This window comes from uncultured Cellulomonas sp., assembly GCF_963527515.1.
Taxonomy (GTDB): domain Bacteria; phylum Actinomycetota; class Actinomycetes; order Actinomycetales; family Cellulomonadaceae; genus Cellulomonas.
Map to the genome: position 1 here is coordinate 1 of NZ_CAURTV010000056.1, position 22,701 is coordinate 22,701.

General features: G+C 74.0%; 16 protein-coding genes and 1 pseudogene. 16 read left to right on the forward strand and 1 reads right to left on the reverse strand.

Annotated features, from left to right (window positions below; translation table 11 throughout):
* Positions 1-793: hypothetical protein (locus RYN42_RS12970; RefSeq protein WP_315096736.1), on the forward strand; the 793-nt coding region annotated here is incomplete at its 5' end.
* Positions 794-841: 48 nt separating this feature from the next.
* Here the strand turns inward: RYN42_RS12970 and RYN42_RS12975 are convergent.
* Positions 842-1,699, reverse strand: a complete 858-nt coding sequence (locus tag RYN42_RS12975) for a DUF3097 domain-containing protein (protein WP_315096737.1) — start codon at positions 1,697-1,699, stop codon at positions 842-844.
* A gap of 134 nt (positions 1,700-1,833) precedes the next feature.
* Between RYN42_RS12975 and hrcA the strand changes: the two genes are divergently transcribed.
* The 15 genes and pseudogenes from hrcA to RYN42_RS13050 form a co-directional block, all read left to right on the forward strand.
* Positions 1,834-2,856, forward strand: coding sequence for a heat-inducible transcriptional repressor HrcA (gene hrcA / locus RYN42_RS12980; RefSeq protein WP_315096739.1), 1,023 nt, complete (start codon positions 1,834-1,836; stop codon positions 2,854-2,856).
* Between the two features lie 76 nt (positions 2,857-2,932).
* Positions 2,933-4,060 (forward strand): molecular chaperone DnaJ, encoded by a 1,128-nt coding sequence (gene dnaJ / locus RYN42_RS12985; RefSeq protein WP_315096742.1) that lies wholly within the window; start codon positions 2,933-2,935, stop codon positions 4,058-4,060.
* A 22-nt stretch (positions 4,061-4,082) separates the two neighbouring features.
* On the forward strand, positions 4,083-4,841 hold the full coding sequence (locus RYN42_RS12990) for a 16S rRNA (uracil(1498)-N(3))-methyltransferase (protein ID WP_315096745.1): 759 nt from the start codon (positions 4,083-4,085) through the stop codon (positions 4,839-4,841).
* Between the two features lie 121 nt (positions 4,842-4,962).
* Entirely contained in the window at positions 4,963-5,961 is a 999-nt protein-coding gene (locus tag RYN42_RS12995; protein ID WP_315096748.1) for a PhoH family protein, read from the forward strand.
* 7 nt (positions 5,962-5,968) lie between these two features.
* On the forward strand, positions 5,969-6,421 hold the full coding sequence (gene ybeY, locus RYN42_RS13000; RefSeq protein ID WP_315096750.1) for an rRNA maturation RNase YbeY: 453 nt from the start codon (positions 5,969-5,971) through the stop codon (positions 6,419-6,421).
* Positions 6,418-7,728 carry a hemolysin family protein gene (locus RYN42_RS13005; RefSeq protein ID WP_315096752.1) on the forward strand — a complete coding sequence of 437 codons (1,311 nt, stop codon included), beginning with the start codon at positions 6,418-6,420 and terminating at the stop codon, positions 7,726-7,728. The genes ybeY and RYN42_RS13005 overlap by 4 nt, the downstream gene beginning before the upstream one ends.
* Positions 7,725-8,639, forward strand: coding sequence for a GTPase Era (era, locus tag RYN42_RS13010; protein ID WP_315096753.1), 915 nt, complete (start codon positions 7,725-7,727; stop codon positions 8,637-8,639). Before RYN42_RS13005 ends, era begins: the two co-directional genes overlap by 4 nt.
* 59 nt (positions 8,640-8,698) lie before the next feature.
* On the forward strand, positions 8,699-10,231 hold the full coding sequence (locus RYN42_RS13015) for an acyl-CoA thioester hydrolase/BAAT C-terminal domain-containing protein (protein WP_315096754.1): 1,533 nt from the start codon (positions 8,699-8,701) through the stop codon (positions 10,229-10,231).
* Positions 10,232-10,332: 101 nt separating this feature from the next.
* Positions 10,333-11,238, forward strand: a complete 906-nt coding sequence (locus RYN42_RS13020; RefSeq protein WP_399552484.1) for a PP2C family protein-serine/threonine phosphatase — start codon at positions 10,333-10,335, stop codon at positions 11,236-11,238.
* Positions 11,235-12,584, forward strand: a complete 1,350-nt coding sequence (locus tag RYN42_RS13025; RefSeq protein ID WP_315096756.1) for an FHA domain-containing protein — start codon at positions 11,235-11,237, stop codon at positions 12,582-12,584. Before RYN42_RS13020 ends, RYN42_RS13025 begins: the two co-directional genes overlap by 4 nt.
* On the forward strand, positions 12,581-14,131 hold the full coding sequence (locus tag RYN42_RS13030) for a serine/threonine-protein kinase (RefSeq protein WP_315096758.1): 1,551 nt from the start codon (positions 12,581-12,583) through the stop codon (positions 14,129-14,131). The genes RYN42_RS13025 and RYN42_RS13030 overlap by 4 nt, the downstream gene beginning before the upstream one ends.
* Positions 14,132-14,154: 23 nt before the next feature.
* Positions 14,155-20,280: an Ig-like domain-containing protein gene (locus tag RYN42_RS13035; protein ID WP_315096760.1), complete on the forward strand. Its 6,126-nt coding sequence runs from the start codon at positions 14,155-14,157 to the stop codon at positions 20,278-20,280.
* 43 nt (positions 20,281-20,323) lie between these two features.
* Positions 20,324-21,280 carry a MoxR family ATPase gene (locus tag RYN42_RS13040; protein WP_315096762.1) on the forward strand — a complete coding sequence of 319 codons (957 nt, stop codon included), beginning with the start codon at positions 20,324-20,326 and terminating at the stop codon, positions 21,278-21,280.
* 2 nt (positions 21,281-21,282) lie between these two features.
* Positions 21,283-22,431 carry a DUF58 domain-containing protein gene (locus RYN42_RS13045; RefSeq protein ID WP_315096764.1) on the forward strand — a complete coding sequence of 383 codons (1,149 nt, stop codon included), beginning with the start codon at positions 21,283-21,285 and terminating at the stop codon, positions 22,429-22,431.
* Positions 22,428-22,701: pseudogene (locus RYN42_RS13050) on the forward strand (transglutaminase domain-containing protein); the annotation flags it as partial. The gene RYN42_RS13045 and the pseudogene RYN42_RS13050, both read left to right, overlap by 4 nt.

Below are 22,701 nucleotides of genomic sequence, written 5' to 3' on the forward strand. Positions count from 1 at the left end.
CGGCCAGCCCGCCCCCGGTGGCTACCCGCCGCCGCCCCCGCCGCCGCCCGGCTACGGCCAGACCGGTCCCGGGGCGTACCCGCCTCCGGCCGGCGGCTACGGCGCGCCGGTGCAGGCGTCGCCGATCGGTGAGTCGCTCTCGTACGGCTGGAAGAAGTTCACGCAGTCCGGCGGGCTGTTCGTCCTGGCCGCGCTGGTGTGGTTCGTCGCCGCGGCGATCCTGCTGGCCATCGTGGGCGCGATCTTCGGTGGGTTCGGCGCGCTGCTGTACCCCGACGGTGACATGTCGGCGGGCCTGCAGCTGGGCTTCTCCCTGGGGACGTTCGTGTTCTCCGCGGTGGCGTCGATCGCCGGGTACCTGATCCAGGCTGCCTTCATCCGCGCGGCGCTGGACGTCACCGAGGGCAGGCAGCTGAGCTTCGGGGACTTCTTCAAGTTCCCCGAGGTCGGGCCGGTCGTCCTGACGGCGCTCATCCTGGCGGTGATCAACGCGGTGCTCAACGCCGTCCCGTTCTTCGGGGGTCTGGTCGCGCTCGCGGTGAACTTCCTGCTGTTCTTCACCCTCTGGTTCGTCATCGACAAGCGCCTGGCGCCGATCGACGCCATGAAGGCCAGCTACCAGCTGGTCACCGCGAACCTGTCGAACACGATCCTGTTCTACCTGCTGAGCCTCGCGGTCGTCATCGCCGGGTTCATCCTGTGCGTCGTCGGCCTGCTCGTGGCGGTGCCCGTCGTGCTGCTCGCGACGGCGTTCTTCTACAAGCGGCTGCTCGGCGACCCGATCGCCGCCTGACCCGACGCACGCCCGGTGCCCGGTCGCCCGTGAGGCGGCCGGGCACCGTCATGCCGTGACGAAGTCGATGAGCTCCTCCACGCGACCCAGGAGGCTCGGCTCCAGGTCGGCGTAGCTGCGCACCGACCGCAGGATCCGCTGCCAGGCCCGGGCGACGTCCGCCTGCTCGTCGGCGGGCCACCCGAGCTCGCGCAGGATGCCGTGCTTCCACTCGGTGCCGCGCTCGATGACCGGCCACGCGGACAGCCCGACCCGCTCGGGGCGGACCGCCTGCCACACGTCGACGTACGGGTGACCGAGCACCAGCACCGACCCGACGGGATGACCGCGGACGGCATCGGCGGCGATGCGGCTCTCCTTGGACCCGGCGACGAGGTGGTCGACCAGCACGCCTACCCGGCGCCCGGGTCCCGGGGAGAAGTCGCGCAGGGCGTCGGCCAGGTTGTCGACGCCGTCCAGCAGCTCGACGACCACGCCCTCGAGCCGCAGGTCGTCGCCCCAGACCTTCTCCACCAGCTCGGCGTCGTGCTTGCCCTCGACCCAGATCCGGCTGCCGCGGGCCACGCGGGCGCGGGCGTCGTGCACCGCGACCGATCCCGAGGCGGTGCGGGTCGGGCGGGCCGGTGCGGGGGCCCGTACGGGTGCGGTCAGCGCGACGGGCTCGCCGTCGAGCCAGAACCCCCGGCCCAGGGGAAAGGTGCGGGTGCGTCCGCGGCGGTCCTCGAGGACGACGACGTGCTGGCCGCCCGACTTCTCCACGCGGACGACCGCGCCGACCCACCCGGTGGTGACCTCCTCGACGACGAGGCCGGACTCGGCGGGCTGCGGGCGGCTGGTGCGGGCGGGTCGGTGGTGCGTCGAGCCGGAGCCCCCGAGCACGTCCGAGCCGTAGCGGTCGTCGTTCACCCGGGCAGCCTAGGGGCGGCGCGGGTGCGGATCCGGTTGCCGCCCCGTGGGTGTCGTCGTCCCGGCGTAGCATTGGCACTCCCGTGCGGGGAGTGCTACCCGTGGACTGCTCGAGCGACGGCGGAGGAGGCGACATGAGCGAGGACCGACGGCTGGACGTGCTGCGCGCGATCGTCGAGGACTACGTCGCCACCAAGGAGCCGGTCGGCTCGCGCGCCCTGGTCGAGCGGCACTCGCTCGGCGTCTCGCCCGCCACCATCCGCAACGACATGGCGGCGCTCGAGGAGGGTGGCTTCATCGCCCAGCCGCACACGTCGGCCGGCCGCGTGCCGACCGACAAGGGCTACCGGATGTTCGTGGACCAGCTCTCGACGGTGAAGCCCCTGTCGAGCGCCGAGCGCCGCGCGATCGGGACGTTCCTCGAGAGCGCGCAGGACCTCGACGACGTGGTCGACCGCGCCGTCCGCCTGATCGCCCAGCTGACCCAGCAGGTCGCGATCGTGCAGTACCCGTCGCTGCGGCGGTCCGCGCTGCGGCACGTGGAGCTGGTGCCGGTCGGCGCCCACCACCTGCTGGTCGTCCTCATCACGGACACCGGCCGGGTGGAGCAGCGCACGCTCGAGCTGGGCACCGACCTGGACGAGTCCGTCGTGGCGCGGCTGCGGTCGCGCCTGAACGTGTGCGCGGCGGGGCGTCGCCTGTCCGAGCTGCCGGTGGCGCTCGGCGAGCTCGCGGACGCGTTCGCGCCGACGGACCAGTCCCTGGTGAGCGCGGTGGTCGCGGTGGTCGAGGAGACGCTGGCGCAGGAGAGCGAGGAGCGGGTGGTGCTGGGCGGCACGGCCAACCTCGCCCGCGTCGGCAGCTCGGACGTGCGGTCCATCGGCCCGGTGCTGGAGGCGCTCGAGGAGCAGGTGGTGCTGCTGCGCCTGCTCTCGGAGATGGCGGAGGACTCGGCGACCGTGGCGGTGCGCATCGGCCGGGAGACCCAGCACGACGGGCTGTTCGAGACGAGCTTCGTGACCACGGGCTACGGGGACGAGGGCGGAGGGTCGGTGGCGCGCATCGGCTCGATCGGCCCGCTCCGGATGGACTACCCCGGCACCATGTCCGCGGTCCGCGCCGTCGCCCGGTACCTGACGCGCATCCTCGCCCAATGACCCCCACCGCCACCGACGCACAGCCCTGCGTCATCCCGACCTGCCCACAGACCGCTGGAAGCGAGCAGACCCACCCGTGACGGATTACTACGAGATCCTCGGCGTGCCGCGCGACGCGACGCCCGAGCAGATCAAGAAGGCGTACCGCAAGCTCGCGCGCGAGCACCACCCCGACGTCTCGGGGCAGGACGCCGGCTCGGACGACAAATTCAAGGACGTGTCCCGGGCGTACGACGTGCTCGGCAACCCCGAGAAGCGTCGCGCCTACGACCTCGGTGGAGACCCGTCGTCCCCCGGGGGCGGCATGGGCGGCGGGTTCGGCTTCCAGGACATCTTCGAGACGTTCTTCGGTGCGGCCACAGGGGCGGCCGCGCAGCGCGGTCCCATCCCGCGCGCCCGCCGGGGCCAGGACGCCCTCGTGCGGCTCGACCTCGACCTCGCGGAGGTCACGTTCGGCGTGCACCGCGAGGTGGCGGTCGACACGGCCGTGCTCTGCCCCACCTGCAACGGCACCTGCTGCCGGCCGGGCACGTCCCCGCGCACCTGCGAGGTCTGCGGCGGACGAGGCTCCGTGCAGCGCGTCGCGCGGTCGTTCCTCGGCCAGGTCATGACCACCCAGCCCTGTGCCGCGTGCCACGGCTTCGGCTCCGTCATTTCCGAGCCGTGCACCGAGTGCTCGGGCGAGGGGCGGGTGCGCTCGCGCCGGACCCTGAGCGTCGACGTGCCCGCGGGCGTGGACACCGGCACGCGCATCAAGCTGACCGGGCAGGGCGAGGTCGGCCCCGCCGGGGGACCCGCCGGCGACGTCTACCTGGAGGTGCGCGAGCGCAAGCACGACACATTCGTGCGCCGGGGCGACGACCTGCACGCGACGCTCGAGGTGCCCATGACCGCCGCTGCCCTCGGCACCGTGCTGACTCTCGACACCCTCGACGGGCCGCGCGAGGTCGACCTGCGCCCCGGCACCCAGCCGTCGCAGATCGTGTCCATCAAGGGGCTCGGCGTCGGCCACCTGCACGCCGCCGGGCGCGGGGACCTGCACGTCCACGTCGAGGTGCACGTGCCGACCACGCTGGACGAGGAGCAGGCGGAGCTGCTGCGGCGGCTGGCCGCGCTGCGCGGCGAGGAGCGTCCGGAGTCGCGGCTCGCCGCGTCCACCTCGGGCGTGTTCGGCAAGCTGCGCGACAAGCTCTCGGGTCGCTGAGCGTGCCGGGGCAGGGCGCCGCATGAGCGCGCCCGTCTTCCTCGCCGAGCCCGGCTCGCTCGACTCCGTGACCGAGGGCGCCACCTACCTGCTCGACGGCACCGAGGGCCGCCACGCGGGCGTCGTGCAGCGCCGGGCGCCCGGCGAGCGGGTCGACGTCGTGGACGGCGCCGGCGTGCGCCTGGTCGGGGTGGTCGGGACGGTGACGGCCGAGGGCGTGCTCGTGCACGTGCAGCAGCGCGTGGTCGAACCCGCCCCGGCCGTGGCGCTTGTGCTCGTGCAGGCGTTGGCCAAGGGCGACCGGGACGAGCTGGCGATCGAGGCGGCCACCGAGGTGGGGGTCGACGCCGTGGTGCCGTGGCAGGCGGAGCGGTCGATCGTGGTGTGGCGCGGCGAGCGCGCCGCGAAGAGCCGCGCCCGCTGGCTCGGCACCGTGCGGGCGGCGGCCAAGCAGTCGCGCCGGGCACGGGTGCCCGACGTCGAGCACGCCCTGGACGGCCGCGCGCTCGTCGAGCGGGTCCGTGCGGTCGTCGCATCCGGCGGTGCCGCGCTCGTGCTGCACGAGGAGGCGGCGGACCCGCTCGCGGCGGTCGCGCTCCCGGACGCGGGGGAGTGCCTGGTCGTCGTCGGACCCGAGGGTGGGATCGGGGACGGTGAGCTGGGCCGGCTCGTGGAGGCCGGCGCGCGCGCGGTGCGCCTCGGTCCGCACGTGCTGCGGACGTCGACCGCCGGACCGGTCGCCCTCGCCCTGCTGGCCCAGCGCCTCGGCCGGTGGTCCTGAGCGCCCGCTCAGCGCACTGAGCGGGAAACGTGTGGGCGGCGCCTCGTAGACTGGTCCCGACCTTCGCACCATCCCGACTGCACGCATCCGACCTAAGGAGCGCACGGCGAACGCCGAGCACATGGCCGAGTCCACTTCCGCAGCGCGTCACTCCGGCGCACCCGCGCGCGTCGAGCACCGGATCAGCGTCCCCAGCGAGGTCTCGATGGTCGAGCTGCTAGGCCTGCGCGACGAGGTCCTGCGCACCATCGAGGCCGGGTTCACCGGCGTCGACATCCACGTCCGCGGCAACGAGGTCACCCTCGCCGGACCCGTCGGGGACGTCGCGCTCGTGTCCCGTCTGGTGGACGAGCTGGTCGAGATGGCGGCGGGCGGGACACCGCTCACCGCGGATGTGGTCACCCGCTCGGTGGCCATGCTGACCGCAGCCTCCAGCGCTCGACCGGCGGACGTCCTGTCGTTCAACATCCTCACCAGCCGCGGCCGGACCATCCGGGCCAAGACGGCCGGCCAGAAGGACTACGTCGACGCGATCGACCGGCACACGGTGACGTTCGGCATCGGCCCTGCCGGCACCGGCAAGACGTACCTCGCGATGGCCAAGGCGGTGCAGGCGCTGCAGGACCGCAAGGTGCAGCGCATCATCCTCACGCGGCCGGCGGTCGAGGCGGGGGAGCGCCTCGGCTTCCTGCCCGGCAGCCTCTCGGACAAGATCGACCCGTACCTGCGACCCCTGTACGACGCGCTGCACGACATGGTGGACGCGGAGTCGATCCCCCGGCTCATGGAGGCGGGGACCATCGAGGTCGCCCCGCTCGCCTACATGCGCGGTCGCACCCTCAACGACGCGTTCATCATCCTCGACGAGGCGCAGAACACGTCCGTGGAGCAGATGAAGATGTTCCTCACGCGGCTCGGGTTCGGCTCCAAGGTCGTGGTCACCGGCGACATCACGCAGGTGGACCTGCCGTCGTCGCAGACGTCCGGGCTGCGCGTGGTCGAGCAGATCCTGCAGGGTGTGGACGACGTCTCGTTCTGCCGCCTGACGTCGTCGGACGTGGTCCGGCACCGCCTGGTCAGCGAGATCATCGACGCCTATGCGCGCTGGGACAGGAGCTGAGGCGGCCATGAGCGTCGAGGTCAACAACGAGTCCGGGTACGACGTCGACGAGGCGGAGTTCGCCGCCCTCGCGCGGTACGTGCTCGACGAGATGCACGTGCACCCGCAGACGGACGTCTCGATCCTGCTGGTGGGCACCGACGTCATGACGGACCTGCACGTCAAGTGGATGGACGAGCCGGGGCCCACGGACGTGCTCTCGTTCCCCATGGACGAGCTGCGTCCCGGGCGCGAGGGCGACCCGACGCCGGCCGGGCTGCTGGGCGACGTCGTGCTCTGCCCGGAGGTCGCGGCGCAGCAGGCGCGTGGGGCGGGGCACTCGACGGCCGAGGAGCTGCTGCTGCTCACCACCCACGGGATCCTGCACCTGCTGGGGTACGACCACGCGGAGCCGGAGGAGGAGAAGGAGATGTTCGCCCTCCAGCGTCGGCTGCTGCTGACGTTCCTGGCGTCGCGATGACGGACATCCCCACCGCGCTCCTCATCGTTCTCGCCGCGGTCGGCTTCACGGCTGCCGCGGCGTTCTCCGCGGGCGAGGTGGCCGTCGTGCGCATCTCGCGGGCTGCGGTGACCGAGCTGCTGGCCGAGCGGCACCCCGCCGCCGGGCGGGTGCGCGCGCTCACCGAGCACCCCACGCGCGTGGCCTCCGCCGCGGCGTTCGTGCGGCTGATCGCGGAGATGACCGCGACGGTGTGCATCGCGCTGGTGGTCGCCGCCGCCGGCCTGGCGTGGTGGGCGGTGCTGCTGGTCGCGGTCGCGGTGTGCGGCCTCGTGGCCTTCCTGCTCGTGCGGGCCAGCCCCCGGACGCTCGGACGGCAGCACCCCGTCGCCACGCTCACGCGCCTGTCGCGCGTGCTGGTCGCCGTCACCGCGGTGGCCGGCCGGCTCGGCGCGGTGGGGCGTCCCGGCGCGACGTCCGCGGCCGCCGAGGAGAGCGAGCTGCGGGACATGGTGCAGCGGGTGAGCGAGTCGGACGTGATCGAGGACGACGAGCGGGAGATGTTCCGGTCGGTGCTCGAGCTGGGGGACACGCTCACGCGCGAGGTGATGGTGCCCCGCACGGACATGGTGACCGCCGCCGCGGACACGCCGCTGCGCAAGGCGCTGGCCCTCCTGCTGCGGTCCGGGTTCTCCCGCGTGCCGCTGGTCGGCGACTCGGTGGACGACCTGCGCGGGGTGCTCTACCTCAAGGACGTCGTCGGCCGGCTGCCCATCGCGCCGAGCGGCCGCTCCGACCGCAAGGAGCAGGAGGCGATGCTCGACGCGCCGGCGTCGTCCTTGGCCCGGCCCGCGATCTTCGTCCCGGAGTCGAAGCCCGTCGACGAGCTGCTGCGCGAGCTGCAGGACGGCTCGTCGCACATGGCCATGGTGGTCGACGAGTACGGCGGCATCGCCGGGCTGGTGACCATCGAGGACGCCCTGGAGGAGATCGTCGGCGAGCTGACCGACGAGCACGACCCCACGGCACCGGTGGTCGAGGACCTGGGCGAGGGCGTCTACCGCGTCCCCGCGCGCCTCGGCCGCGACGAGCTGGGTGAGCTGTTCGACCTCGAGGTGGAGGACGAGGACGTCGACACCGCGGGCGGGCTGCTGGCCAAGGCGCTCGGCAAGGTGCCCCTGCCGGGCTCCGCGGGCGACATCCACGGGCTCCACCTGGTCGCCGACCGGGTCGAGGGCCGGCGCCGCCGCCTCGCCACCGTGCTCGTGAGCATGAACACCCCCACGCCGGGCCGCGCCCCGACCGACACCCACGGAGCCACCCGATGACCTTCCACTCCGGATTCGCCTGCTTCGTCGGGCGTCCCAACGCCGGCAAGTCGACGCTGACCAACGCGCTCGTCGGCCAGAAGGTCGCCATCACCTCGGGCCGCCCGCAGACCACCCGGCACACCGTCCGCGGCATCGTGCACCGGCCCGACGCGCAGCTCATCCTGGTGGACACCCCCGGCCTGCACCGGCCTCGGACGCTGCTCGGCGAGCGCCTGAACGCGCTGGTGAAGGACACGCTCACCGAGGTCGACGTGGTGGGGTTCTGCCTGCCCGCCGACCAGCGCGTGGGTCCCGGAGACCGGTTCATCGCCGAGCAGATGACCGAGCTGGCCCGCGACGGTCGCGGGACGCCGGTGGTCGCGGTGGTCACCAAGGCGGACCTCGTCGGCAAGGGCAAGCTGGCCGAGCACCTCATGGCCGTGCAGGCGCTGGGGGAGTGGGCGGACATCGTGCCGGTCTCGGCGACCTCGGGCTACAACGTCGACGTCCTCGAGAACGTGCTCGTCGGCCACCTGCCGGAGGGCACGCCGCTGTACGCGGAGGGCGAGCTGACCGACGAGCCCGAGGCCGTCATGGTCGCGGAGCTGGTCCGCGAGGCGGCCCTGGAAGGTGTGCGCGACGAGCTGCCGCACTCCCTGGCGGTGGTCGTGGACGAGATCGTGGCGCGCGACGAGCCCGCGGCGAACGGCGTCCCCATGCTCGACGTCCGCGTGCACCTGTTCGTGGAGCGGGACAGCCAGAAGGCCATCATCATCGGCAAGGGCGGCGCGCGGCTCCGTGACGTGGGGAGCCAGGCCCGGCGCGGGATCGAGGCCCTGCTGGGCGCCCGCGTCTACCTGGACCTGCACGTCAAGGTGGCCAAGGACTGGCAGCGCGACCCCAAGCAGCTCGGGAAGCTGGGCTTCTGAGCATGCTGTGGTCGGGGAGGCGTGCCAGGTCGCGCGCCGACGAGGACGTGGACCGGCGCGTGGGCCGCTCCTACCGCGTGCTGGCGAGCACGGCGCTCGGTGTCGTGGTCCTGGCCATCGTCGGTTCGCTCACGGGCCCCCAGTGGGACCCGGTGCCGCTGCACGACTCCCTCGTGGTCGAGTCGGCGTCGACCGCGATCGGCCGGGCCGCGCCGGTGGAGACGTACGACGTGCGGACCTCGGTGGTCACCGTGCAGCTGGACGGGACGACCGTCGAGGCGCAGATCAGCGAGCCCGTCGGGCTCGACGGTCCGAAGCCGGGTGTCGTCTTCGTGCACGGCGCGGGCACGGGCCGGTTCGACACGGCCTTCCTCGCGCAGGCCCGGGCGCTCGCGGCGTCCGGGATCGTGGCGATGGTGCCGAACAAGCGGCTGGACACGTACTCCACCCGGCACCGCGACTACGTGCTCATGGCGGCGGACTACGGCGCGTCGGTCGCGGTGCTGCAGGACCACCCGGGCGTCGATCCCGACGACGTCGGCATCTACGCCGAGAGCGAGGGCGGCTGGATCGCGCCCGTGATGGCGGCGCAGGACCCGACGATCTCGTTCGTGGTCCTCGTGTCCTCCCCGGTGGTGCCGCCGCGCGAGCAGGCCGCGTTCGCGGTCGACTCCTACCTGCGCAACACCAACGTGCCGCACGGGGTGTTCCGGGCCATCCCGCGGGCGGTCGGCATGTCGTTCCCGGGTGGGGGCTTCGAGTACGCCGACTTCGACGTCACGCCGTACCAGCGCCAGGTGCGCCAGCCGGTGCTCGTGGTCTACGGCACCGGCGACGCGTCGATGCCGACGGTCCAGGGTGCGCAGCAGGTCCTGCGGGACACCGCGGCAGCGGGCAACGACGACGTCACGGTCCGGTACTACGCGGGGGCGAACCACGGGATCCGCGTGGACGGCGAGGTGGACCTCGGGTTCCTGCGGGACCTGTCCGGGTGGGTGCTGGGCCTGCCGGCCACCGGTGACGCGGCCCCGCGGGTCGCGGGGGACCAGCCGGAGCAGACGTACGTCGCGGCGCCGGTCCCGGAGCCCCGGTGGTTCGGCGACGGCGACCTCGTGGTGGCGCTCGGCATCGCTGCCGTCGGGCTCATCCTGCTCGGCCCGCTGGCCGTGCTCCTGGCGCGCGGCGTCGAGGACGCCACCGACCGGGTGCGCCGGCAGCGGGGAGCTGCGGTGGCGGTCACCGGACCGAGGTTCGCCCCCGGGGTCCTGCCGCGCCTGGTGGCCCTGGGGCTCGGGGCGATCCTCACGGTCGTTGGCCTGGTCTGGTACATCACCGCGGTGGCCCGGCTGGCGCTCGACTACGAGCGCGACGACCTGGTGGTGCAGGGCGGCTGGCTGCTGGTGCGGGTGCTCGGCATCGCGGTGGTGGTCGTCGGGGTGCTCCTGCTGCGGGTCTGCCGCCGGGTCCGCCTGTCTGGAGGGCAGCCGGCGCCCGGGATCGTGCGCACGGCGGCACTGTGGGCGGGGGTCGCCGGTTCGCTGGTGCTGCTCGTCGTGCTCGCCTACTGGGGTGTGTTCCAGCTCGGGATCTGACCACGGACCGGGTGGCGTTGTGTACCAGGCGCTCACGTACGGCACGATGTGCGCCGATGATCCGAACGGATCGTCTGCCCGGTGAAGGACGAGGGGGTCGCGTGCGTACGTCCTGGGGTTCGGCGACCGACCGTGGCCTGGTGCGTGAGGTGAACGAGGACGCCCTCCTCGCCTACCCTCCCGTGTTCCTCGTGGCCGACGGCATGGGCGGCCACGACGCGGGCGACCTGGCGAGCCGGATCGCCGTCGAGGAGTTCGCCCAGCTGGCGGGCCAGGCCGCGGCGACGGCTGACGACGTGCACGCGTGCTTCGACCGCACCGCCGCCCGGATCCGTGGTGAGTTCACCGGCGGACGCCAGGGCGGCACCACCGTCGCGGGCGTCGCGGTGACCGAGCACGAGGGCGGCTCGTACTGGCTGGTGTTCAACGTCGGCGACTCGCGCGTGTACCTGTGGACCGGCGAGGTCCTGGAGCAGGTGAGCGTGGACCACTCGGTGGTGCAGGAGCTGCTGGACCTCGGCGAGATCGACCTGACCGAGGCGCAGACGCACCCCGACCGCCACGTCCTGACCCGCGCGCTGGGTACCGGGGACCCGCCGGAGCCGGAGTACTGGCTGCTGCCCGCGGGCCTGCACGACCGCCTGCTGATCTGCACCGACGGGCTGACCCGGGAGGTGCCGGACGCCGACCTGGCGCGGGTGCTGGCCGGGACCGGAGACCCGCAGGACGCGGCGGCGCTCCTGGTCCGGATGGCCCTCGAGCACGGCGCCCGCGACAACGTGAGCGTCGTCGTCGTCGACGTCGCCACCGCGTCGGGGGCGCACGACGACGTCCACATCACCGTCCCCCGCACCGGAGCCGAGCTGGGCCCGCACGTGTGGGACGAGATGCTCAACGGCGTCACCGTCCCGCGCCGCGGGCGCACCGTCACAGAGCCGACGCCCCGCGTCGCGCCCGAGCCCGGCCTGTCCGGGGCGAGCACCACCCACGAGGAGAACCCGTCATGAGCGTGCCCGAGTACTCCGCCGGTGACTGGACGGCCGTGGTGCGCCCCGGCTTCGTGGCGCTGCTCGGCCCGGGTGCCGCGGACTCGACGCTGCGCGCGCTGTGGCAGGACGCGGGCGAGGGCGTGTTCGCGGCGCTGGCGCTGCTCGCGCGTGACGGGTTCGGCGCCCTGCCGCCGTTCGCGGTGGTGTCCGTCGACGGGCAGCGCGTGCACGCGGCCCTGCGCGGCGAGGTCGAGGTCGTCGTCGAGGTGGGCGGTCGGCGCGACGTGTGGCGCTCCGGCGAGGTCAGCACGTGGACCGAGCGCGTGCTCGACGGCGCCTCCGATGTGGTCGTCCAGGTCGATGCCGTGCCCGCGGGCGCGACCAGCCTGCCGCTGGCCGACGGCATCGTCGCCGCCTCGCGCGTCAGCATCGCGCTCACCGCGCGCGACGAGGCCACGACCGCCCGGTCGGTCCCGGCACCGGCCGCGGCGCCCGAGCCCGCACGTGCCGAGGCCGTCCCTGAACCCGTCGTGGCCGTCGAGCCCCAGGTGGACGCCGACGTGCCCGTCGCGGAAGCGGCGCCGGCCGAGACGCCCGCGCTCGCCGAGGTGCCCGCGCTCGCCGAGGTGCCCGCGCCCGCCGAGGTGCCGCTCGAGCCTGTGGAGGCCGAGCCGGAGCTCCCGGTGCCTGCCCTCGAGGTGGCACCGACGACGGTGGAGCTGGCCGACGACGTCATCTGGGACGAGCCGATGCAGGTCGAGCTGGTGCCGCTGACGGCGGACGACCGCGACGACACCGACGCGCCCGCCGACCCGACCGGCGTCGTCGCCGAGGCGGAGGCTCTCCTCGTCCCGCCGGCGCCCGGACCGCACACTGCACCGGTCCGCGTCGGTGGTGCCTCGCTCGACGACCACGACGGCCTGACCATCCTGTCGACCGACCTCGCGGAGATCCGCGACCAGCTGCCGTCCTGGGCCTCCGACGAGCTGCCCGGGGCGTTCCGGGCACCAGTCGTCGCCGGCACGCCCGCGCGGCTCGTGCTCTCGACCGGTCTGGTGGTCCCGCTGGACCGCGCCGTGCTGCTCGGCCGCGCGCCGCAGGTGGCCCGCGTGACCAACCGTGAGCTGCCGCGGCTCATCACCGTCCCGAGCCCTCAGCAGGACATCTCCCGCACGCACGCCGAGGTCCGGGTCGAGGGCGACCACGTCGTCGTGACCGACCTCGACTCCACGAACGGCGTGCACGTGGCGCGCGCGGGCGAGGGCTCGCGGCGGCTGCACCCGGGGGAGCCCAGCGTGGTGGGTGTGGACGAGGTCGTCGACCTGGGTGACGGCGTGACGTTCTCGGTGGAGCGGGGTTCGTGACCGCACGCCGCGAAGCATCGACGCCGCCTCGCCTGCCGGGCTACGAGTACCTCCGGGTCCTCGGCCTCGGGGGCTTCGCGGACGTCTTCCTGTACCAGCAGGAGCTTCCGCGGCGTGAGGTGGCGGTCAAGGTGCTGCTGGCGGGCAGCCTCGACGACGAGGTGCGCAGCCGGTTCCAGCAGGAGGCCAACCACATGGCCCAGCTGTCGCACCACCCCTCGATCGTCACCATCTACCACGCGGCCATCGCCGCCGACGGGCGCCCGTTCCTCGTCATGGAGTACTGCTCGCGACCCGGGCTGGCGGAGCGCTACCGGCAGGAGCGGATCTCCGTGCCGGAGGCGCTGCGCATCGGTGTCCGGCTGGCGTCGGCGGTCGAGACGGCGCACCGGGCGGGCATCCTGCACCGGGACATCAAGCCCGCGAACGTGCTCACCACCGACTTCGGCTGGCCGGCCCTCACCGACTTCGGCATCGCGGCGACGACCGGGCACGGCGCCGGTGCGACGGTCGGCATGTCCATCCCGTGGTCCCCGCCCGAGCTGCTCAGCGAGCACCCCACCGGCGACGAGCGCTCGGACGTCTACTCGCTGGCCGCCACGATCTACTCGCTGCTGGCCGGCCGCACGCCGTTCGAGGTGCCCGGCGGGCAGAACACCGCGCAGCAGCTGGTCTCCCGCATCGAGCGGTCACCGCTGCCGCCCACCGGGCGCGACGACGTGCCGTGGGGTCTGCAGGACCTGCTCGAGCGCGCCATGGCCAAGCACCCCGCTCGACGGTTCGCGTCCGCCGCGGCGGTGGCGCGCGCGCTGCAGCAGGTCGAGGCCGACCTGCGGCTCCCGATCACCCCGCTCGACCTGACCCAGGAGATCGAGGTGGCGGCGCCGAGCGACGCACCCGTCGGTGCCCTGGACGGTGAGCGCGACGACGCCACCCGCCTGAGGTCGATCGTCAGCGTCGCCCCGAGCCCCTCGCCGCCGCTCCCCGGCGCGGACGACCGGACCCGGATGCGCCCGGTGACCTCGGTCGCTCCCGAGCCGTCGCCGCACCCCCGGCCCGTGCTCGTCGCGCCACCGGAACCGGTCGTGGCGGAGCCGGTCGAGCAGGGGCAGCGCGGCCGTGGTCGCCTCGTCGCCGGCATCGCCTCCGGCGTGGTGGTGGTCGGCGCCGTCGTGGCGATCGCCGCCGCCGCGCTGCAGGGGGCCGACGCCCGCGACGGCGGTCCCACGCCGACGACCGACTTCACCCAGGGCGACGACCCGACGCGCATCGCGGACGCGGTCCCGGCGCCGCACTCGCTGGCGGGCACCCGGCAGCCCGACGGCTCGGTCGTGTTCTCGTGGGACAACCCGGACCCGCAGGACGGCGACCAGTACCTGTGGGGGGTCCGGGAGGCGACGGGGGACCCGGAGCTGACCTTGGTCGACACCATGACCGTGACGGTCCCGGCCGAGCAGGCCGCGGGCGGGCAGGTCTGCGTCGAGGTGGCGATCGTGCGTGCCGACCGACGTGTGTCGCCCGATGCCGCGCAGGGCTGCGCACCATGAGGTGGCCGGCTACGCGCTCGCGGGTGACCACCGCGGCGGCCGTGGTCACGGTCCCCGTGCTGGTCCTCGTCCTCGCGCTGCTCGACCGCGGCTTCCCGCTGGCCCGCCTCGACCTCAACGACGGCGGCGTGTGGCTCACCGCGACGAGCAAGCTGCAGCTGGGGCGCTACAACGCCCAGGTGGAGGAGCTCAACGGCGGGCTCGCGGCGTCCGGGACGGAGTTCGACGTCCTGCAGGACGCGGGCGACGTCCTGCTCCTCGAGCCGGGTGCCGTCGCGGTCGTCGACCCGGCCTCCGTGACCCTCACCACGCAGGTCGCCGTGCCTGGCGCCAAGGTGTCGATGGCGGCGGGCGTCGTGTCCGTGGTGGACCCCGACGGGAACGTCTGGGTGCGGGCGATCACCGACCTCGACTCGCTGCGGATCGCCACGGACCCACCGGACGCCGAGCTCGGTGACGGAGGTGCGGCGGTCGTCACGCGCAGCGGGACCGTGCTCGCCGTCGCGCCGGACGACGGTGCCGTGACCCGCATCGAGCTGGTGGACGGCGTCGCGGACGTCACGTCCCCGGGGACGCTCGGTGCCGGGCCCGTCGGCACCCTGACCGCGGTCGGGGACGAGCCGGTCGTGCTCTCCGGGTCCACCGTGCGCACACTGGCGGGGACCGTGGACGTGGACGGCGAGAACCTGGTGCTGCAGCAGCCGGGCCCGCAGTCGTCGCGCGTGCTGGTCGCCAGCCGCACCGAGCTGCTCGAGGTGCCGCTGGGCGGCGGTGACGTGGTCGCGCACGCGACCGGCGGGTCCGGCGTGCCGGCGGCTCCCGTCCAGGTCGGCCGCTGCGGTCACGGTGCCTGGGCGTCCCCGGTCGGCTCCTACGTCCAGCTGTGCGGCGACGCGGACGCCGAGGTCAGCAGCCTGCAGGACATGTCCAGCGCGGACGTCCTCACGTTCCGGGTGAACCGGCAGGTCGTCGTGCTGAACGACACGCTGCGCGGCCGGCTGTGGATGCCCCTGCAGGACCCCGACCTGCGCGTGCCGGAATGGACGCAGGTGGAGCCCGAGGAGGAGCCCGACGAGGCGGAGGAGCAGACCGAGGCGTCGGACACCACGCAGGACCTGGTCACCGAGTGCTCTCCGGAGTCGGCCCCACCCACCGCCGCGGACGACGAGTTCGGCGTGCGTCCGGGCCGCACGACGGTCCTCCCGGTCATCGACAACGACTCGTCGGCCGACTGCGGCATCCTCGCGGTCTCGGTGTTCGACCCGTTGCCCGCCGAGTTCGGCCGGCTCGAGGCGATCCACGGGGGCCGGGCGCTGCAGGTGGCCGTCGCGGCCGGCGCCACCGGCACCGCGGAGCTGACCTACACGATCACCGACGGCCGAGGCACCAACGCGCCCTCGACGGCGCGCGTGCGGCTGACCGTCCGGGACGGCTCGGTCGACTCGCCGCCCGTGCAGCTGCGGACAGGGTCGCTCCAGGTCGAGCAGGGCGGGCAGGCCGACCACCAGGCGCTGGCCGACTTCGCGGACCCCGACGGCGACGACCTGGTGCTCGTCAGCGCCACGGCCGACCCTGCCGCGGGCTCCGTGCGGTTCCGGCAGGACGGGTCCGTGACCTTCCGGGCGGACGGCGCGGACCTGGGTCGCACGAGCGTGACGCTCGTGGTGTCGGACGGCACGTCCACGATCGAGGGCCGGCTGGACGTCGACGTCCGCACCGCGGGGTCGCTGGCGCCGCAGATCGACCCCGTGCACGCGGTGACCTACGTCGACCAGCCGGTGACGCTGCACCCGCTGGACGCGGTGCGCAGCTCGTCGGCCGAGCCGCCCCGCCTGGCGGGGGTGGACGAGGTCGTCGGCGCCACGATCACGACCGACCTGCAGGGCGGCACGTTCACGTTCAGCGCGGCGCGCGCGGGCAGCTACTACGTGCCGTTCCTGGTCTCGGCGCCGCCGCAGCAGGCGACGGGTCTGGCGCGGATCGACGTCCGGGTGTGGCCCGAGACGGACCAGCCGCCGGTCGCGGTGCGGGACCAGGCCTTCCTGCCGGCCGACGGCGAGGTCACCATCGACCCGCTGGCCAACGACAGCGACCCCGCCGGCAAGGTGCTGGTCCTGCAGTCCGTCGACGCGCCCGACGGGCTGCGGGTCGCCGTGCTGGAGCACCACCTGGTGCAGATCTCCTCGGAGCGGACGCTGACCGGCCCGGTGGCGCTGGCCTACACCGTCTCCAACGGCCAGGACAGCGCCGTGGGGGAGATCGTCGTCCACCCGGTGCCGCCGTCCGCGACGTCCCAGCCCCCGGTGGTGCCCAACGTCGAGGTCAGCGTGCGGACCGGCGGCGTGGTGACCATCCCCGTGCTCGAGGGTGCGTACGACCCGGACGGCGACCGGCTGACGCTCCAGAAGGCCCTCGCCGAGCCCCTCGCCAGCGGTCAGGGGCTGCTGTTCGTCTCCGGCGACGTGCTGCGGTACCAGGCGCCCGCGGAGCCGCTCACGGCGCGCGCCACCTTCGCGGTCGAGGACGCCACCGGCAACGTCACGGCGGCCACCGTGACCGTCCGGGTGCACGCCTCGGACGCGAGCGCCAAGGCGCCGCCGCGCCCGAAGGACCTGGTCGCGCGCGTGTTCCAGGGTGACACCGTCCGCGTCTACGTCCCGCTGGTCGGGATCGACCCCGACGGCGACGGCGTGACGCTGCTCGGCATCGCGTCCGGCGCCCAGCGCGGGCGGGTGACCGCGACCGGTGCCGACTGGCTCGAGTACCAGGCGGACCCGGACTCGCTCGGCACCGACGAGTTCACCTACGCCGTCGAGGACTGGGTCGGTCAGCGCGCCGTGGCGACCGTCCGCGTGGGCATCACCACCAGGCCCACCGACGCCGCGACGGTGGTGGCCCGCGACGACGAGGTGACGGTGATGCCCGGCCGACGTGTCGAGGTCCGCGTCCTGGCCAACGACGTCGACTCCAGCGGGGGCGAGCTCACCCTGGAGACCGAGCTCGAGAAGGCCGCCGACGTCGACGCCGCCGTCGCGGACCGCCGGATCGTCGTGCGCGCGCCGGAGACCCCGACCGTGCAGCAGATCGCCTACACCGTCTCGAACGCGCGCGGCGGGCGGGACACCGGCGTGCTCACGGTGACCGTGTCGCCGGACGCACCGGTGCTCCCGCCGATCGCCCGCGACGTCGTCGTGCCCGCGACCGACACGCTGGACCGCACCGAGGTCTCCGTCGACGTCCTGGCGCTGGCCCAGAATCCGAGCGGCCCGCTGAGCGACCTGGACGTGTCCGTCCCCGGGTCCCAGTCGGACGTCGCGCGCGTGACTGCCGAGGGCGACGTCGTGGTCACGCTCGTCGACCACACGCAGACGCTGCCGTACCTGCTCACCAACCGCACCGCGCCCGCCACCGCGTCCTCGTACGCGTTCATCACGGTGCCGGCGCTCGGCTTCTTCCGGCCCGTCCCGCGACCGAAGGCACCCGAGCTGCGGGTGGCCTCCGGGGAGACGCTCGTGATCCCCCTCGGCGAGCAGGTCCAGGTGGCGCCCGGACGCACGGCGACGATCGCCGACGAGCTGGGTGTCTCCGCGACGCGGTCCGACGGGTCGAACCCCGTCGCGGACGGCAAGACGCTGACGTTCACGTCCGCGCCGGGCTACGCCGGGCCCGCGTCGATCACCGTGCCGGTCACGGACGCCTCCGGTCCGGGTGACGCTTCGGCGCGAACCTCGGTCATCACGCTCCAGATCACGGTGTTCGCCGTCGACGACCACCCGCCCACGTTCACGCCGTCGGTCATCGACGTGGCGCCCGGCGAGGCCGCGCTGGGCGTGGACCTCCGGGCGTTCACCACCGGCCCGGAGGGAGCGAGCCCGACCGACAGCCGTTACGCGTACACCCTCACGTCCGCGATCCCGGCCGGCTTCTCGGGCGGCATCGCCAACGGCGTGCTCAGCATCGCGGCCGACGAGACCACCCCCAAGGGGCGGACCGAGTCCCTGTCGGTGCGGATCGGCTACGGCCGGACGGGCTCGTTCGAGGCCACCGTCGCGATCCGCGTGATCGCCAGCACCCGTCCCACGATCCGGCTGCTCGACCGCACCGTCACCGACGGCGTCGAGGGCCGGCAGACCACCGTCGACGTGCTCGAGGGCGCGTTCAACCCGTTCCCCGACTCACCCATGACCGTCGTGGGCGCCACGGTCGAGACGCCCGGTGCCGGCACCGCCGGGACGACGCCGACCACGGTGAGCGTGCGTCCGGCGGAGGGGTTCATCGGGCAGATGGTCACGCGCTACCGCGTGCGGGACGTGACCGGGGACCCGGACCGCGAGGTCGAGGGGCGCATCGTCGTCGTCGTGCGGGGCAGGCCCGCGACGCCCGTCGCTCCCCGGGTCGGCGAGATCCGCGACCGCACGGTCGTGCTCTCCTGGGACGCGCCCGACAACCGGGGCGCACCGATCACCGGCTACCGGGTGGTCGCGAGCCCCGGGAACATCGTCCGGTCCTGCGCGAGCACCACCTGCACGATCGACAACCTGACCAACGACGTGGAGTACACCTTCACGGTCGCCGCGCAGAACGAGGTCGACTGGTCGGAGCCCAGCCTGCCGTCGGCCACGGCGCGTCCCGACGCCGTCCCGGACGCACCCGCTGCGCCGACGCTCGAGTTCGGTGACGGCTCCGTCCGGGCCTCGTGGAACGCGCCGCCGTCCGGCGGGTCGCCCGTCACCAGCTACACGGTGGAGATCTCGCCCGCGCCGCCCGCTGGTCCGGCCTCCGTGACCTCGGCGTCCACGAGCCACACGTTCAGCGGGCTGAAGAACGGCACCGCGTACTCCGTGCGGGTGCGGGCGCACAACAAGGCGCCGGAACCCTCGGGATGGTCGCCGTCGTCGCAGCCGATGGTCCCCGCCGGGGTCCCGGATGCGCCGGTCGGCCTCACGGCACTGCGCCAGGACACCAGGCTGGGCAGGCAGATCGACGTCACGTGGGGGGAGCCCGCAGGCAACGGGGACCGTGTGGCCGGGTACGAGCTGGTCATCAGCGGCGGCCCGAACGCGCGAACCGTCTCGCTCGACGCGTCGGCCACCTCCTACGCGTTCACGGACGCGGGCAACGGATTCGCCTACCGGTTCGAGCTGCGCGCCCGGAACAAGGCCCCGGGCTGGTCTGCGCCGGCCGTCACGACGGCCTCGACGTTCGGTGTGCCGGGAACGACGACCCTGACGTCGGCAGTCGGCAGCGACACCGCCGAGCCCGGGGACGGTCGGGTGCGGCTCGCGTGGACCGCGGCCGACGCGAACGGCTCCCCGATCACGTCCTACAACCTCCGGGTCAACGGTGTGGATGCGGGCGCGGTCGGTCCGGGGACCTCGACGGAGGTCCGCGGCCTGACCGGCGGCGCGGACGTCTGGTTCCAGGTCCAGGCCTGCAACCTCGGCGGGTGCGGCGAGTGGTCGGCTCCGCGCACGGCCGATCCGGTCCCGGTGACCAAGCCGTCGCCCGCAGTAGGCCCGACTCTGGGTGAGCCGACGTGGAGCACCGACCGTCAGCCCACGTCGATCACCGCACAGTGGTCGTCGACGGGCGCGTGGGGCGGCGGGTCCGGGGCGGTGTACCGGGTCGACTTCTACGTCGACGGGCGGCGCACGGACACCCAGACCACGGCCGACCTGACGGCGACCTCGGGCGCAGGCATGCCGACGTTCGGGTTCTCCCGGCGGTCGGCGACGTTCCAGGTCGTCGTGACGGCCCAGACGTCGGCCGGTGACGCCGTCGGAGCCGCCAGTGCCGAAAAGCTCGTCCAGCGGGCGAGCGAGCCGGGTGACGTCGTCGACGACTTCCCGCTGACCGTGTCGAACGACGGCTCCTCCGTGTCCGTGTCCTCGGACTGGGCCGACGCCGACACGGGCGGCACCCCGATCACCGGCTATCTCGTGCAGGTCAGGGTCGGCTCCGGCTCCTGGACGGACCTGCCGACCGTCACGACGTCCCAGCTCGCCGCCGTGCCGCTGTCGCCCGCTCCGGCCGCCGGCACCGCGGTGCGGATCCGCGTGATGGCGCAGAACCAGTTCGGTACCAGCCAGCGCTGGGCGGAGTCCGTCGAGGTACGCGTCCCCGCACCGCCGCCGCCGCCCGCACCATGACCCCCCGACCTCACACCGCAGCACCGAGACGGAGACTCCCCACATGACCCCCGAGCAGAGCATCTGGTTCGCCGAGACGTTCGACGCGCTCGTGTCCAACGTCGGCCTGGCGCTGCTCGGCAAGGAGCACACGGTCCGCCTCGCGCTCACCGCCATGGTCGCGGAGGGGCACCTGCTGCTCGAGGACGCCCCGGGCACGGGCAAGACGTCGCTGGCCAAGGCGCTCGCGGCGACCGTGCAGGGCAGCCACCACCGCATCCAGTTCACGCCGGACCTGCTGCCGTCGGACGTCACGGGCGTCACCATCTACGACCAGAGCACGCACCGGTTCGAGTTCCACCCCGGACCAATCTTCGCCTCCGTGGTGCTCGCGGACGAGATCAACCGCGCGTCGCCCAAGACGCAGGCCGCCCTCCTGGAGGTCATGGAGGAGGGCAACATCACCGTCGACGGCGTCACGCACCCGGTGGGCCGGCCGTTCATGGTCATCGCGACGCAGAACCCGATCGAGCAGGCCGGGACGTACCGGCTGCCGGAGGCGCAGCTGGACCGGTTCCTCATCAAGACGTCCCTCGGCTACCCGGACCGGGCGTCCACCATCGAGATCCTGGCCGGCGCCAAGGACCGCACCATCGGGCTGACCCCGCGGATCACGACGCAGGCGGTCGGCACCATGGCGGACCTCGCGCAGACGGTGCACATCGACGAGGTCGTGCTCGACTACGTCGCCCGGCTCACGGAGGCCACGCGCGACGACTCCCAGACCGCGATCGGCGCGAGCGTGCGCGGCGGGCTCGCGCTCGTGCGCACGGCGAAGGTCTGGGCTGCCTCCGCCGGGCGCGAGTACGTCATCCCGGACGACGTAAAGGACCTCGCGCAGCCCGTCCTCGCGCACCGGCTCCTGCTGGACACCGAGGCCGAGTTCGCGGGGATCACCGCGACGCAGATCCTGGCGCGGATCCTCGAGACGACCGCGCCGCCGGCCCTCCGGGTGGCCTGATCGTGGGTCTGCGCGTCTCACCGGTCGGGTGGGGGGTCGTCGCCGTGGCGGCCCTCGGCCTCGTGCTGGGCCGGTGGTTCGGGTGGCTCGAGCTCGCGGCGCTGGGCGCCTCGCTGGTGGCCGTCCTCGTGGTGTCCCTGCTCATGACGGCCGGACGCGCCCGCTACGCCATCACGCTGGACATGGCGGACCGACGCGTGAAGGTAGGTGAGCGCGCGCTCGGCCGCGTCGAGGTGCGCAACACGGCCCGACGGCGCTCGCTGCCGTCGCGGATCGAGCTGCCCGTCGGGTCGGCCGTCGCGGAGCTGTCCGTGCCGGCGCTGGCCCCGGGCGCCGAGCACGACGACCTGTTCGCCATCCCGACGGTCCGCCGCGCGGTCATCGTCGTGGGACCCGTGCGCTCCGTGCGCGGCGACCCGTTCGGCCTCGTGCGGCGCAGCGTGCGCTGGACCAGCCCGGTCGAGGTGTTCGTCCACCCGCTCCTGGTGTCGCTGGCCGGTGCCAGCTCCGGGCTGCTGCGCGACCTGGAGGGCCAGGCGACGCGGGACCTGTCCGACTCGGACCTGTCCTTCCACGCCCTGCGCGACTACGTGGCGGGCGACGACCGGCGCTACATCCACTGGCGGACCACGGCCCGCCGCGGCAGCCTCATGGTCAAGCAGTTCGAGGACACCCGGCGCACGACGACGGCGCTCGCCCTGGCCACCGACCCGCGCGACTACGCCGGCGACGACGAGCTGGAGCTGGCCGTCTCGGTCGTCGCCTCGGTGGGTGTCCAGACGATCCGCGAGGAGCGCGACCTGGTCGTGCTCGCCGGGCCGGGCCGGCTCCGCACCGAGACGCCGCCGATCCTGCTCGACGACTGCTCCGCGATCGCGCTGGCCGCCGGCGGTGCGGGGGCGACGCTGCTGGGCCGGCGGGTGGTGCGGGAGGTGCCCGAGGCGTCGGTCGCGATGCTCGTCACGGGGTCGGTGGCCAGCGACGCGGACCTGCGCCTGGGTGCCCGGTACGTGACCGCCGGCACGCGCACGGTCGTCGTGCGCTGCGAGCGGGGTGCGGAGCTGTCCGTGCGGACGCAGGCCTCGCTCAGCCTCGCGACGATCGGTCGGCTCGACGACCTGCCGCGCCTCCTGCGGCGGGTGACGGCGTGACCGCGAGCCGGCCGGCCGGCAGGGCGGTCGTCGACGTCGCGTGCCTCGTCGGCACCCTCGCGCTCGTCCTCGTGCCGCTGGTCGAGGTGTACGGCGACCGCGCAGCCCTGCCCGCGCTGGTCGGTGGGCTGCTGCTCGGGACCACCGTCGCGGTGCTGGGGGCCGTGCGGCGCTGGTCGGCGGTCGCCGTCGTCGCCGTCCTGCTCGCCGTCCTGGTGCTGGCCGGCGGCGCGCTGGCCGCCCCGGGTACGACGGTCGCCGGCGTGGTGC

Excerpts from the sequence above, each read along its gene's own strand:
- hrcA (WP_315096739.1), top strand. The coding sequence starts at position 1,834 with ATGAGCGAGGACCGACGGCTGGACGTGCTGCGCGCGATCGTCGAGGAC.
- RYN42_RS12990 (WP_315096745.1), top strand. The coding sequence starts at position 4,083 with ATGAGCGCGCCCGTCTTCCTCGCCGAGCCCGGCTCGCTCGACTCCGTG.
- RYN42_RS12995 (WP_315096748.1), top strand. The coding sequence starts at position 4,963 with ATGGCCGAGTCCACTTCCGCAGCGCGTCACTCCGGCGCACCCGCGCGC.
- ybeY (WP_315096750.1), top strand. The coding sequence starts at position 5,969 with ATGAGCGTCGAGGTCAACAACGAGTCCGGGTACGACGTCGACGAGGCG.
- RYN42_RS13005 (WP_315096752.1), top strand. The coding sequence starts at position 6,418 with ATGACGGACATCCCCACCGCGCTCCTCATCGTTCTCGCCGCGGTCGGC.
- era (WP_315096753.1), top strand. The coding sequence starts at position 7,725 with ATGACCTTCCACTCCGGATTCGCCTGCTTCGTCGGGCGTCCCAACGCC.
- RYN42_RS13025 (WP_315096756.1), top strand. The coding sequence starts at position 11,235 with ATGAGCGTGCCCGAGTACTCCGCCGGTGACTGGACGGCCGTGGTGCGC.
- RYN42_RS13040 (WP_315096762.1), top strand. The coding sequence starts at position 20,324 with ATGACCCCCGAGCAGAGCATCTGGTTCGCCGAGACGTTCGACGCGCTC.